9 protein-coding genes are annotated in these 13,688 nt (G+C 59.3%); 5 read left to right on the top strand and 4 right to left on the bottom strand.

The features are described 5' to 3' along the window. The first annotated feature begins 68 nt into the window (after positions 1 to 68). On the top strand, positions 69 to 1,055 hold the full coding sequence (gene truB / locus KQI84_02710; protein MCB2153773.1) for a tRNA pseudouridine(55) synthase TruB: 987 nt from the start codon (positions 69 to 71) through the stop codon (positions 1,053 to 1,055). Here truB and KQI84_02715 read toward each other — a convergent pair. Continuing rightward, positions 1,052 to 2,647 carry a NapC/NirT family cytochrome c gene (locus KQI84_02715; GenBank protein MCB2153774.1) on the bottom strand — a complete coding sequence of 532 codons (1,596 nt, stop codon included), beginning with the start codon at positions 2,645 to 2,647 and terminating at the stop codon, positions 1,052 to 1,054. The two genes, truB and KQI84_02715, sit on opposite strands and share 4 nt — an antisense overlap. A gap of 154 nt (positions 2,648 to 2,801) precedes the next feature. Between KQI84_02715 and KQI84_02720 the strand changes: the two genes are divergently transcribed. The 4 genes from KQI84_02720 (at position 2,802) to hemA (ending at position 8,723) form a co-directional block, all read left to right on the top strand. Next, entirely contained in the window at positions 2,802 to 3,860 is a 1,059-nt protein-coding gene (locus KQI84_02720) for a hypothetical protein (GenBank protein ID MCB2153775.1), read from the top strand. A 228-nt stretch (positions 3,861 to 4,088) separates the two neighbouring features. Beyond that, the gene (locus KQI84_02725; GenBank protein ID MCB2153776.1) at positions 4,089 to 5,789 is read left to right on the top strand and encodes a cytochrome c biogenesis protein ResB; all 1,701 of its coding nucleotides are present in this window, start codon (positions 4,089 to 4,091) and stop codon (positions 5,787 to 5,789) included. 73 nt (positions 5,790 to 5,862) lie between these two features. Beyond that, entirely contained in the window at positions 5,863 to 7,428 is a 1,566-nt protein-coding gene (gene ccsB / locus KQI84_02730; protein MCB2153777.1) for a c-type cytochrome biogenesis protein CcsB, read from the top strand. A gap of 38 nt (positions 7,429 to 7,466) precedes the next feature. Beyond that, on the top strand, positions 7,467 to 8,723 hold the full coding sequence (gene hemA / locus KQI84_02735; GenBank protein ID MCB2153778.1) for a glutamyl-tRNA reductase: 1,257 nt from the start codon (positions 7,467 to 7,469) through the stop codon (positions 8,721 to 8,723). Between the two features lies 1 nt (position 8,724). Here the strand turns inward: hemA and pyrR are convergent, their stop codons facing one another. From pyrR to KQI84_02750, 3 genes are all read right to left on the bottom strand, one after another. Then, positions 8,725 to 9,333: a bifunctional pyr operon transcriptional regulator/uracil phosphoribosyltransferase PyrR gene (gene pyrR / locus KQI84_02740; protein MCB2153779.1), complete on the bottom strand. Its 609-nt coding sequence runs from the start codon at positions 9,331 to 9,333 to the stop codon at positions 8,725 to 8,727. Between the two features lie 154 nt (positions 9,334 to 9,487). Then, on the bottom strand, positions 9,488 to 12,298 hold the full coding sequence (locus tag KQI84_02745; GenBank protein ID MCB2153780.1) for an insulinase family protein: 2,811 nt from the start codon (positions 12,296 to 12,298) through the stop codon (positions 9,488 to 9,490). Between the two features lie 159 nt (positions 12,299 to 12,457). Next, positions 12,458 to 13,597: a radical SAM protein gene (locus KQI84_02750; GenBank protein MCB2153781.1), complete on the bottom strand. Its 1,140-nt coding sequence runs from the start codon at positions 13,595 to 13,597 to the stop codon at positions 12,458 to 12,460. Positions 13,598 to 13,688: the final 91 nt, after the last annotated feature.

Consider the following 13,688-nt stretch of genomic DNA (forward strand, 5'->3'; position numbering starts at 1 on the left):
AACGAAGACCGAATTGTCGAGTTCGACGCGCTCCGGGCGGGGCGCGCCTGATTCTATCGAGGGTGAAGATGACGCCGAAGCGCTCAAAGAAGCAGTCCCGTTATCATGGTATTCTGGCGGTCGATAAGCCCAGCGGCCTGACGTCGCAGGGTGTTGTCGACGTCATTCGCCGGGTCGCGGCCACTCGGCGCGTTGGCCATAGCGGAACGCTCGATCCCCTGGCAACCGGCCTTTTGATCGTTCTGCTCGGCGAAGCCACCAAGCTGTCCGAGTACCTTGTCGGTTTCGACAAGACCTACGAAGGCACGATGCGCCTCGGCGTGCAGTCCGATACGTACGATTCCCAGGGCAACGTGGAATCCGGCCCGGGAGGTGCCGTGCCAGAGACAGCTCGGCTGCAGGAGTTGGCCGCGGAGTTCACGGGGACGATTCTCCAGACGCCGCCCCCTTACAGTGCCGTGAAAGTGCGGGGGCGCAAGCTGTACGAGTACGCCCGGGCCGGCGAAAAGGTGGAGGCCAAACCCCGAGAGGTCAGGGTAGACTCGTTCGACATCCTGGGGAACGGCGATGGGGAACTGCGTTTTCGGATTGCCTGCTCGTCCGGAACCTACGTGCGATCGCTCGTCCATGAGTTGGGCCAGAAGACCGGCTGTGGGGCGCTTGTGTCGTCGCTGCGGCGTACCAGGGTCGGGGATTTCGATCTGAGCGAGGCCGTGACGTTGGACAAGCTCGAGGCAGACGGGCACGATGGGATGGAAGAGCATGTCCTGCCGATGGTCGACGGGCTGACGAGTTGGCCGCTGTTCTACCTGAACGCCGGTGCCGAAGAGTGGATTCATCGCGGCCAGGCGATTCCGGCGCCGATGGTGGAACTGGATGCGGAGTCGCCCTCAGCAAAGGTCGATGACTTGTGCTTCTTGTGTCCGCCAGGGAAGGATGCCGTCGCGGTCGCGAAGTACATCCCCGCGCCGCCAAGTCGCCCACCGGCAAGCCTGGCCCGGCTGAACGGGCCGTGGCTCCAGCCGGTCAAGTTGCTGTCAGTTTCCTCTGACTAATTCGCGTCGGCTGTTTCTAGCGCCGGCTCGTCGCCTTCACCCGCCTCGATGCCGTGGCATTCCGTGCAGTTGTGGCCCTTCCAGATGTCGCCCAGGTTGCGCGGGTGGTTGAACTCGCCGCCGGTGTAGACCGGCTCCTCGTACGCGGCTTCGCCTTCGGCCTGGTCGAGGAAGTCGTGGCAGTTCTTGCATTCGTGCGAGACCGCAACGTCGTCGCGAGTCTTGTGGTTGCCGTCGTGGCAGCGATAACAGCCCGGCCACTCGAAGTGCCCGATGTGGTTCGGGTACTCGCGCCAGTCAACCCCCTGCTCGGGGAAGAAATTGCGCTGATAGAGTTCCTGCAACCACTTGATGTTGCGCTCGACGAGTTCCTTGCGGCGCGGCCCCTGGATGTGATCGGCGTATTCCTTCTTCAAGACTGTCTCGATCGTCTTCAGAGCTTCATCCGTCGACTCGTACTTCCGCTCGAGGAGATCCGATGCGAAGCGCTTGAAGTAAGGCAACGAGGGGTCGAGCTGACCCGTTGAGAGCGAGAGGTCGATCAGTTGTCGCGGGGAGCGATAGATGTGCGACGGCCGGTTGTGGCAATCGATACAATCCATCGTGCGCAGCTCGGCGCCCTCGGGCAGCGGATCGGGGCAATCATCCGTGCGGAAGATCTGCGGTTTGCTGCCGGAGACGGTCATCTCGACGTACGGAATGTCCAGACGATCTTCGTCGCGTGCCCAATACTTGACTTCGACGTTCTCGTTGATGTGCCAGTGAATCCCCTGGCCAAGACCGACCTCCGGTTCGCCGCCGCCGACCTTCAGCAGCATGTTGTAGCGCATCGGGGTGTTGGCCTGATCCGGAGAGAAGTGCCAGATCTCCTTCTCTTTTGAGCCGGAGAACTTCCCGGGCCAGTGGCAGTGCTCGCAGGTTTCACGCGCGGGCCGCAGATTGTGCACTGGGGTTTCGATCGGCGTATGGTAGGTGTCCGTCGCCACAGCCCAAACCTGGCGAAGGCCGGACATCTTCGACTTCACGTACCAATTGGCTCCTGATCCAATGTGGCACTCGACGCAGGTGACTCGCGCATGGGGAGAGTACTGATAGGCAGTGTACTCAGGCTCCATCACCATGTGGCAGACCTTGCCGCAGAAGACGGGCGATTCTGTGAAGTGGTAGGCTTGGTAGGTTCCCACTGCGGACAGCGTGAAGAAAAGGGTGAACAGCACGACGCCGATGAAGATGCGGCGACGCTGCCAGCCTTGATTGAGGTTCACGATTGGAAGAGTCGGATACTCGTCCGGCTCCAGTTTGTGACGCCGGCGCCACTCTCTCCAGATTCCAAAGAACACAAGCCCCACACCGCCGGTCAGAATGCCGGGCAGGACCAGGTAGGTGACGACACTATTGTAGGGGTTCTCGTGATGGTAGAACAGATCGTAGATCACAAGGACGACGAGCACGATGAAGACAACCGTCGTGACGGCGTACCCGAAGTAGCTGATCACATTGCGGGAGAGCGGTGGTGGAGTCCCCTTGGTGCCGTTCTTCTCGGCCGGTTTCTCGGTGCGCTCGGATTCCGAATCAGAGGGTGAAGTCGCCATGTGGGAAGTCTCTGTTGGCGGGAATGGAGACTGCGTCGTCAGCGTATTGGCAGGAGAACCGCTACAATAAGGACGCTGCAGTAGTATTCCGATTCGAGCAAGAAGAGTTCCCACGGGAGAAAACGCCGCCGTGAAGACAAGCTGGATGACTTCTATGGGCCGAGCAAGTCTGGCCCTCGCGTTTGCATTTTGCATGAGCTGCGGATCGATCGCCGTGGCCGTTGAACTGAATGCGTCCCTCTCTCCCGATATGGATTCGCACTATAACAAGACGTGTTTGAACAGCGAATGCCATCCCGTGGAAATCTCCCACAACGTCCTTCAGCATTCGCCCTACCTTGAGGGAGCATGCCTCTCCTGCCACGTCGATCACAGTTCATCCGCACCCCAGTTGCTCGACGACCGCGGGAATGGCATGTGCCTCGACTGTCACACTGATGTCTCAACGCTGGAAGGTTCGGAAACGCTGATTCATCCCCCCGGCGAACAGGCCTGCACGGATTGCCACAATCCTCATGAAAGCCAGGTGCGACACTTCCTGCGCGAGCAAGACGATCTGCATGCGTGCGCAGAATGCCATGCGGAGTTTCTGGAAGAAGGGCAGACGGCCCCCTATCGCCACGAATACTTCGACCCGCAAACACAGTGCGGAACGTGCCACTATGCACATCATGGCGAACAAAACGTCTATTTGCGGGAGAACGTCGCGGAGACTTGTCTGACCTGTCACGATCTGGCGATCGAGCATCGGGGGAGAAAGCTGGAGAACATTGCACGCACAATCGAGAAGGCCAAAGTCGTGCACGATCCGCTGAAGAAGGGATCGTGCCCCACCTGTCACACTCCGCATGGATCGCAGCAGCCGGCCCTCTTAACGGAGGGCTACCCGGCGGGGACCTATGGGGAGTACGACACAAATAACTATGCCCTTTGTTGGCAATGTCATGATGCCCGACTGGCTGAAAGCTCGAATGGCGTGGGGCTGACTGAGTTCCGGGATGGGCAGAGGAATCTGCACCGGACGCACACAGTGGAAATGCGAAAGGGCAGAGCGTGCCACCTGTGTCACGCTGCGCACGGATCGGACCAAGATCACTTGATCCGAAAGAGCTTCATTTACGGTCAATGGGAGGCCCCGCTGGTCTGGAAACCGAGCGAAACCGGCGGAAGCTGCAATACTCCCTGTCACGACGAGAAGACCTACAAACGGTAGGCATAACCTCTCTATTTTCAGTGCTACAAATCGGATATACCCATACGGGTCGATAATGCCCGGCTGGATATAATGCGACAAATTAGATAACTCGTGTCGGATTTGTCTTGCCATGCCATGCCAGATGCCCTTGTACTCCCCCTGCGGCGCGGATTCTGGGTGTAGGACTTGCTCAAATCCAAGCCCGACGGGGAGAGGAGGCATTACACTGGGAAGGCATGCCTAGTCATGAAGAGCTCGTCCCCTGCATCGGCCCTGAAGGGTCCGGTTTCGACCGCCAAGGACCGCGAACTCCCACCCGCAAGAAAGGCTACGATGGCCGTCAAGATTCCGTGGTACAATCGTCCCCCCTTTAAGTACTTCTTCTCACTCCACATCGGCATTTCCATTCTGATCCTCCTGACGATCGCTTCGATCTATGGAACGTTGATCCCGGAACTGGCTGAGGCGCAGGCAAAGGTCTATTACTCGTGGTGGTACAAGGGGCTGCTGCTGGCCCTGGCGCTCAACATGGGATGCGCAACATGCTTGAACATTGTGCAGCGCATTGTTCCCCTGCTGAAGCCGCGTTTTCAGAAAGCTCCTGGCTTCTACAAGACTGCAAAGACAAGCGCATCTGTCGCCTACGAAGGAAACGCCGAAGGCGTCGCCGCGGCGTTCCGCCGGAAAGGCTATAAGACATTCGTCGAGGGCAACTTCGGATTTGCGCGGCGCGGCTTCTTTAGCCGCTTCGGCGCGCCGATTTCGCACGCAGGGCTGATCATTGTCCTGCTGGGCGGTTTCGCTTCAAGCTTCGTGGCGAAGGAAGGGGTCGTTCAGCAGTTCGAGGGCGGCGAAACGAATCAACTCATGCTGACCGTCGGCGGCGACGAGGAAAATGAGAAGTACGATCTTGGCTTCACCGTTCGCATTGATGATTTCGACACGGACTTCTTCCCACAGACACGGATTCCCTCCCATTTCATTTCGACGGTGACCTTCCTTGAAGATGGCAAAGCGCCTCGTACGGAGAACGTTGAGGTCAACAACTCGCCGGTGATCGACGGGTGGATCTTCCACCAGACCAGCTACCAGACTTACGAGCAATACACGCGCTACACGTTGGCTGTTGAGCATCCGGATCTGGCTGAACCCGCGTCCATCGAACTTTCGATGGGCCAGTCGCGCTCGATCCCGGGGTTGGATGGGATGGAAATCGGCCTGCACACCGGCATGCCACCCAACTGGTACATCACCAAGGGTGGCGAGACAATCGAGACAGGGTCGCTGGGCGCTGGCAGTTCATCCGGTCACCTGATGGTGACGGCCGAGCAGTTCGAACCGCATTTCGTGATCGGCCCCGACGGGGTTGCGACAAGTCGCTCCGAAGAGTTGGAGAATCCGGCGCTGAAGGTCACGCTGCGCGATGGAACTCAGGTCATCGCCAGTCAGTGGCTGTTCGGTCGCGAGGACATGAAGGCATTCTCGCACAGCCAGGGCGGCGCATACGCGATGGATCTGAGCGACATCCACAAAGAAGGCGGGAAGTGGCACTTCAATGTGGCTATCACGCAGAACTCCTCCGGCGTGCCGCTCGGCACGGTGCACTTCGGCGTTGGAGATACGCGCGCAATCGCCGTCGGCGCGACCTCTTCGGACGAAGAAGAGAAGCCGGCTGACGAATGGAATGTAACGCTGGCAGGAACCGGTCCGATGTACGCCACGGTGCTGAGTGTGACACGCAACCCGGCGATTCACCCGATTTACTTCGGCTGCGGGCTGATGATGGTTGGGCTGCTGGTGGCCTTCTTCATTCGTCGCAAGGATGTCTGGTTCATGGTGGACCCGAACGCGAAACAACTGAGCGTTGCGGCCGTCTACCGGCACCCACGGGAAGAACTGGATCCGCAAACGAACAGCGTTGTGAAACACCTTTCGGTAACTCCCTGAGGATTGGTTGAAGATTCAACGGACGGTCTTTGAAGGCCGCGGCAAATGCGGCCACTTTGAAAGGATTCGAGAAATGAATGCATGGACGCGAGTGATTCGCCGTAGAGGATGGGAGGACATCCTGGCGATTCTGATCGTGCTGATCGGATTGGCGAACGTCGCCCCGGCGCAGGAAAAGGACAGCCTGGGCCTGTCGCCGGAGATGCGGGAAGCCATCGCGCCGCTGCGCGGCATGCCGGTGCAGTACTACGGTTTTATCCGCAGCGCTTTCACGTTTGGCGACAACCAGTTGATGGAGATCTCTCGCAAGAAGTCGTTCGAAGGCGCGGACGCTTTCGAGACGGTTCTGCAGATCATGGTCTCTCCGGATAAGGTTCGTAACCTTCCGCTGCTGAAGGTTGGCCATCCGGAACTGGCGAAGACGTTTGGCTCGAGCCGGATCAGTTTGGCCGAATACCGCAAGCCGGAGGTTCGTCCCAAGCTCATCAAGCTGATTCAGCAGGATTCCGACAAGTGGACGAAACCGATCAACGAACTCGAAAGTAAGGCGCGTCTGCTGGAAGGCCTGGAGTCCGATTTTGCCATCATCCCACAAGAAGGTGGCGAGTGGATGGCGGCGAACACGCCGGCATCGAAGCTGAACGAGAGCGGCAAGAAGATCGCCGGCGAGTGGAAAGCTCTCAAGACAGCGATGAATGCGAGCGATGCGGAGGCCACCAAGAAGGCGGCTGATGAACTGTCTGCTTCCGTGAAGGCGACAGCCGAAGCGGATGGCTATGAATTGCCCAACCTCGGCCTGGACGTGTTCTATCACAACCACGAGCCTTTCAAGAAGTCAGCCTTCTGGTACGTACTGGCGATGATTGCCTACGCCGCCTCGTACATCCTTGGCCGCCCGAAGGTTGGTTGGGTTGGATTCAGCCTGCTGAGCATCGGATTCATCGAACAGATCATCGGCGTGACGGCCCGCTGGATTCTTTCCGGCCGGGCGCCACTGTCGAATATGTTCGAGTCCTTCACATTCGCCATCGGCGGAATGGTTCTGGTGGCGTTGGTCTTCGAGGCCATCAATCGAACGCGGCTCTTTGGGCTTGGCGCAGCATTCCTCGGCTTCGTCTTCATGGTGCTGGCTCACAAGGCACCGATCTTCCACAGCCAGATCCGTCCGTTGATGCCTGCTCTGCAATCGAGTTGGCTGACCTATCACGTCGTTACGATCATGCTCAGCTACTCGGCCTTCACGCTGTCCTTCTTCGTGTCGGTGATCTACCTGTTGAAGGATCTTCTGTTCCATGGCGATCGGTCGCAGAATGCGCTGATCAAGCGCCTGCCATCGATGAATGCGCTAGACGTGTTCAACTACCGCATCATCGCGGTGGGGTTCCCCCTGCTGACGTTGGGCATTGTGCTCGGAGCGGTTTGGGCGGCAACGGCGTGGGGACGTCCGTGGGGCTTCGACCCGAAGGAAACCTGGTCGGCCATTACGTGGCTGATCTACGCGATTTATCTGCATGTGCGCTATCTGGCAGGATGGAAGGGACGGCGCGCGGCCGTGCTGGCACTGATCGGCTTTGCTGCCATGCTGTTCACGTACCTGGGTGTGAACTACTTGCTCCCGGGCCTGCACAGCTACGTTTGATCTAGCCCGACGGAGGATCCCAAGAAGGGGAAACGACGATGAGCGTTCTTTGCTTCGGACTCAGTCATCAATGTGCGCCTCTGGCGTTGATCGAAGCGGTTAGCTTCGATAGCGAGCAGATGGCGGAGTTCCTGGCATCGCTGTGCAAATCCGACGCCGTTCGCGAAGCAATCGGTGTATCGACGTGCAATCGCACGGAGTTCTACATCGCGGGCGAACAGCCGGAAGAAGCACGGCGGGAATTGCTCAACTGCCTGGCAGCGACAGCGAATCAGAGCCTGTCGCTGCAGGTGGAACACAGCTACACGAAGGTCGGCGCAGCGGCAGCGCGTCACCTGTTTCGCGTCGCCAGCGGCGTGGATTCGTTGGTGATCGGAGAGCGCCAGATTCTCGGCCAGTTGCGCGGCGCGCTGGACACAGCGCGTACGGCAGGGACTTGCCACCGCGTCTTGAATAAGCTCTTCACGAAGGCGCTGCACGTTGGTCGGCGCGCTCATCGCGAGACGCAGATTGGCCGGGGAAATATCTCGGTCGCATCGATCGGGGTGAACATCACGCGGAAGGTCTTCAGCGATCTGACGCCCAAGCGTGTCCTGGTGATTGGCGCCGGTCAAACGGGCAAGCTGGCGGCGATGCACTTCCGAGGACAAGGCGTTCGGTCGATCACGATCGCGAATCGGACGATGTCTCGGGCGGAACAACTCGCCGCAGCCGTCGATGGCAAAGCCGTCGCGCTGGACGATTTGAACGGCGCGCTTGCCAATGCCGACATCATCGTGACGGCAACAAATTCCGAGGAATACCTGCTGACGGCGGAGATGCTAAAGAAGAGCCGAAGCGACTTCCAGGTACTGATCGACCTGTCACTGCCTCGAAACATCGATCCGGCTGTGGGCGATTTGCCGATGGTGTTCCTTTACGGAATCGAAGACCTCGAGTCGGTCGCAGATGACAATCGCTCGCAGCGCGAAGCCGAGGTCGCCCGGGTGGAAGAAATCGTCGAGGAAGAGATTCAGCGCTTCGCCCATTGGCTCGTGAATCAGGACACCGCACGGGCGGTGGACTCGTTGCGACGCCGTGTAGAGACGATCCGTCTCGAGCACATGGAAAAGCAGGCAAAGCGTGTTTCACCGGATGAAGCGGAATGGCTGGATCGCTACTCGGACAGCCTGCTGCGGTCCGTCCTTCATGATCTGACGACGAATCTGCGCAGCATCGATATGCAAAGCGAAACCGGCGCGGAGGAGTTGGAACTCGCGCGCCGGCTGCTGAATATTCCGTCGTCTGTGAAGTGATTCAGACTTCGCGTTTCTTCGCTATCACCTCGTCCACATCATCGACTTCTTTCAGATGCACGCGCACGACTTCGTCTTCCGCGACGTCGACTTCCTTGCCAATGTAGTCGGCCTGAATGGGATACTCGCGATGGCCTCGATCGACGAGGACGGCAAGGCGAATGACGCTGGGGCGACCGAAGTCGACGATCTCATCCAATGCGGCGCGGATTGTACGCCCGGTGTAGAGCACGTCGTCGACGAGAACGATGTCTGCGGCGGTGACGTCGAAGGGAATCTCTGACTCGCCGACGACTGGCTGCGGACCAAGAACCGGAAGATCGTCACGATAAAGCGTGATGTCGAGAATCCCCAATGGGATCGGTCTCTTCATCTGCTTGTCGAGGACTTCCTTCAGCCGCTCGGCCACCATGATTCCACGCGTGCGAATGCCGAGGAGCATCAAGCTCTCGCTGGTTTCAAACTCGGCGCAGATGTCTTCGGCCATCGCCTTGATCATGGCCTGCAGATCCCGTGCGCCAACAAGTTTGCGAGCCCTTGCTGCAGCCTTCTTCGTCGCTTTGCGAGCGGGCTTAGCTTTCGACGGTTTTGCTGTCTTGCTCGGCGTCATGGTGCGGCCTCCCGAGAGGTTTGGTCTTCTCTCCCGACACAGTAGAGCGATCATTGCGGATTGCAGGAGCGATTGGCAAACTGAATAGCGACAAAATGGGCCCGGAGCAGAGTGCGCTCCGGGCCCGTTGCTGCTACTTGTTATGTGCAGGAGGTCATTTGACGACGGTGACCGGCGCGATCTTCTCCAGATCGGCCTTCAGATCATCCGCCGGTCCGACGACGACAATGACAAGCTCATCGTCGTTCATCAGCTTGTTGGCGGCGCTCTTCACATCTTCGGAAGTGGTGGAGCCGATGCCGGCGAGATAGTTGCGCAGGTAATCGTCGGGCAGATTCTGCGTCTGGATCATCCAGAGATCTCCGACGATCGATTGAGGAGTCTCGCGAGAGATCACGAAGTTGCCGGCCAGGTACTTCTTGGCCATATCGAGTTCCTCGTCGGTCGGCGCCTTCGTCTTCATACTGTCCATCTCTTCTAGAATGCCAACGATGGCTTCCGCCACGGATTCGTTCTTGCTGAAGGTTGTGACGTAGAACGAACCGGCGAAGCGCTGTGCCCAGAAGCCGCCAAAGACTGCGTAGGTCAGGCCCTTGTCGACGCGGATGGACTTATTGAGGCGCGAGCCGAATCCACCTCCGAGCACCTGGTTCAGAATGCGCGTCGGGAAGTAGAGTGGATCGCGACGCGTGATGCCGCGCTGTGCGATGCGGATCTGAGACTGATCGCCCGACTTGTCCACGAGGTAGATGTGCGTGGGCTGTGACGCGGGGACATCCGGCACAGAAAGCTCGGGGGCTTCACCCTCGGTAGTCCACTTGGCGAAGTACTTCGTGGCAAGCGCGAAGGCCTTGGCTTTGCTGACGTCGCCGGCGATGTAGAGCGTTGACAGGTCGGGGCGAGCGTACTCGCCATACCAGGAACGAAGGCCTTCGGCAGTGATATTGTCCAGATCGGCCAGCTCGGGATCGGCGCTGCGCGAGTATGGATGATCGCCATACAGGCGGCGACGCACCTCGCGGTCGGCCAGGTAGTCGGGGTTCTTCTCCTCGATCGCCTTGCCGGTGCGCGTCTGGGTGATCAAGTCCTCCAGTTCCTCTTTCGGGAAGGTCGGCATCATCGCGACTTCCGCCAGGAATTCCATGCCGCGATCAAGTTGATCGGTCACGGCGCCCATGTTGATGTCGGCCGTGTCCATGCTGGCAGAACCAGCGATGGAGATCGCGTAACGATCAAGTTCATCGGTCAGCTCTTCGTACGTGTGCAGATCGGTGCCGCGCGTCAGCATCTGGTAGGCAATCGACGCTGCACCGGGCATTTCCGGGGGATCCGTGAAGGCGCCTGCCTGCATCCCAAGAGTTGCGGTGACGTAGGGGACTTCGTGATTCGGAATCGCGACAACGCGAAGGCCATTCGGCAGCGTGATCTCGTAGGTTTCGACGTCGAGTTCCGCCTGCAGCATGTCCGCCATCGGCGGCGTGTCCGGCAGGTAGTCGGGACGAACGAGGCCGGGCTTGCCAACCTGGCCTTCGGAAGTCGTCGAGGTGGCGCTTTCGGTCTCTTCTTCCTCTTCGGGTGCGGTCTTTGAAATCTGGTTCATCAGGAAGCCCAGCATGCTCGGCTCGATGATAACTTCCATCTGGCGCTCGGGAAGGAGGTATTCCTGGGCGACGCGCTGGATGTCGTCAGTCGTGACGGCGCGGATCCGATCGAAGCGCCGGTTCACGCCTTCGAGATCATGCTCGACGACGGCGGCACTGCCGAGGACCTGCGCCTTGCTGGAGATTGACATCTGCGATTTGACGGCGTCGCGAAGGGCGTTGTTCTTGGCCTTCTCGAGTTCTTCCTCAGTCGGGCCTTCAGCGCGCAGGCGCTCGATTTCCTCGCGGAGTGCGGTGAGAGCGCCATCCTTGTCCGCACCGAATGGGCTCAGGACAGCACCGACGGCTGCGAGGCCATCGATTTCGAGAGAGAACGCAGCGCCCATTGCAACAGTGGCGAGTGCATCTTCGGTGACGAGACGACGATAGATGCGGCTGGATTCGTTTCCGCCGAGAATCGTTCCCATCAGCTCGAGCGGAAGCTCGTCTGGGCTGCCGGCCGAAACGGTGCGATAGGCGATACCGACGATCGGCGCGGGGCCGTTCTTCTCCTTGATCTTGATCTTCAGCTCTTCCGTGTTGATCGGTCCGCGGGGAACTGCCAGTGCGGGGGGATCATCGTAGCGAGGCATCCAGCCGAAGTACTTCTCGGCTAGATCCTGGACTTCATCGTGCTTGATGTCGCCTGCAACGACGAGAGTCGCATTGTTCGGGACGTAATAGGTGTTCCAAAATTCCTGAAGTTCGGCGGCCGTGGCGGCGTCCAACTCGTCCATCTTGCCAATGGGAGTCCAGGAATACGCTCCGCCCTGGAAGAGTTCCGCCAGAAGCTTGTCGGCGACGGTGCCGTAGGGCTGCTCGGCGCCCATGCGGTACTCTTCTTTCACGACTTCGCGCTCGGTGTTGAAGCCCTCCTCGTCGATCCGCAGGAAGCCCATGCGCTCGGCTTCCAGCCAAAGGACGAGCTCAACCTGGTTGGAGGGGACTTCCTGGACGTAAACCGTCTGGTCGAAGGCAGTGTAGGCGTTGTTATTTCCGCCGCTGGCCTGGATGTACTTGAAGTGATCTTCCGGACCAAGGTGATCCGTGCCGCGGAACATCATGTGCTCGAACATGTGAGCAAAACCGCGACGGTCCGGCTGCTCGTTCTTGGAGCCGACGTGGTACCAGACCTGGACGGCCGCGATGGGGGTGGAGTGGTCTTCCAGTGTGATGACGTTCATTCCGTTCTTGAGGGTGATGACCTCGTAGTCGAACGGCTTGTCGGCGCCGCCTCCGGACTTCCCAAGCCCGGCACAGGCGCTGAGCAGGACGGCCAGTGCCGCAACTACTCCCCACGCTCCAGTTCGTTGAAACCGCTTCATGCAATGCCTCCGAAACCTTGCCGCTTCAATGATGTGCGGCTAAAAAATGCCAACTGCCCAGAACAAGTCTGGGCCGTAACTTGGAGATTCTACGCTCCTGAGTTCGGGACCTTCACTACTATTTAATGGGATTTATGACAAATCTTTTGCCGCGGCAGCTCACAGACGCGTCTTATCGAAGATCTTCTGATCCACCTGGCGCTGCAGCCGGGTGTTCTTTCCGGCATCGATTGAGTGTCCGAGGTTCACGCAGTGGGTGCAGGAACAACGGGCCTCTGTGATCCAGCGCCGTTGGCGGTTGGCTTCCTCTGAGAAGAACACCCGTTTCCAGTCCAGCCCGTTCTGACGCAAGTCGCCGACTTCGTCGAGCAGTTCGCAAAGGCGAACGCGCCCGTCGGGCTCCAGGACGGCGAGATTCACTCCGGCCTGGCAAGTCGTCGGGATCTTGCCGCCGACGAGGTGTTCGCGCTGCATGCGGTAAACGCCACGAACATACGCGAGGCGCGCGGGACGATCATCGGGAAAACGGCGCCCCATCAGGTCGCTGTTCACTTCCATGGATTTCTGGATGATGCGATCGAACTGCGCAGGAGAGGGCGGCGCAAGGTCTGGGTCTTTCGGCTCGCCGCGCAGGCATTCGAACATCATGCCGTCGACATCCTTGTTCGCACTGACCCAATCGGCCAGCGCCTCGACTTCGTCCAGGTTCTGGTTGTTCACGCAGGTCAACGTCAGAACGCGAAGCATCGGGTACGGGCCCTCCCCCGCTTCCGCGGCCTTGACCCGTCGATAGCGCATCTCGTTCAGCGCATCGAGCGTTTGCCAGAGCTTCTGGAAGTTGCCAGGGACAGCGCGCAAGCGGTCGTGGGTTTCTTCGAAGCCGTCGAGTGAAAGACCTACGGTAATGAGCAGTTGGGGGTGCAGGTCGAGCAAGCGCTCGACGCCTTCGACGACCTTGCGACCGAGCAGTCCGTTGGTCGGCATGTCGAGCGTCTGGACACCGGCTTCGCGGACGAAGATGTCGACAATCTCCGGCATCTCCTTGCGCATGATGGGCTCGCCGCCGCTGATCAGCAGGTGCGGGAAGTTGGGCATCCCGCGGGCAATCCGGGTGATTTCATCGAGCGTCAGGTTATTCGCGTCGGGATCGTTGAGGTGCTGCCAGTAGAAACACGTCTCGCATCGCGCATTGCAGACGGTCGTAATGAAGAACGTCACAACTTTGAGAGAATTGAAGATAGCCTGCTGGCGTTCATCCAGGGCGAAGTCTTCCGTGGCGGGCGCGATGGGGGGATTCACAGGCGGTTCTCCTCAAGTTTCGGCACGGCCGAGCAGATCAGCCGACAGCCCCGATTAGTCCATTGGGGAGCAGGGGTAGTGCCAATGGGGC

The organism is bacterium (assembly GCA_020444065.1).
Classification (GTDB): domain Bacteria; phylum Sumerlaeota; class Sumerlaeia; order SLMS01; family JAHLLQ01; genus JAHLLQ01.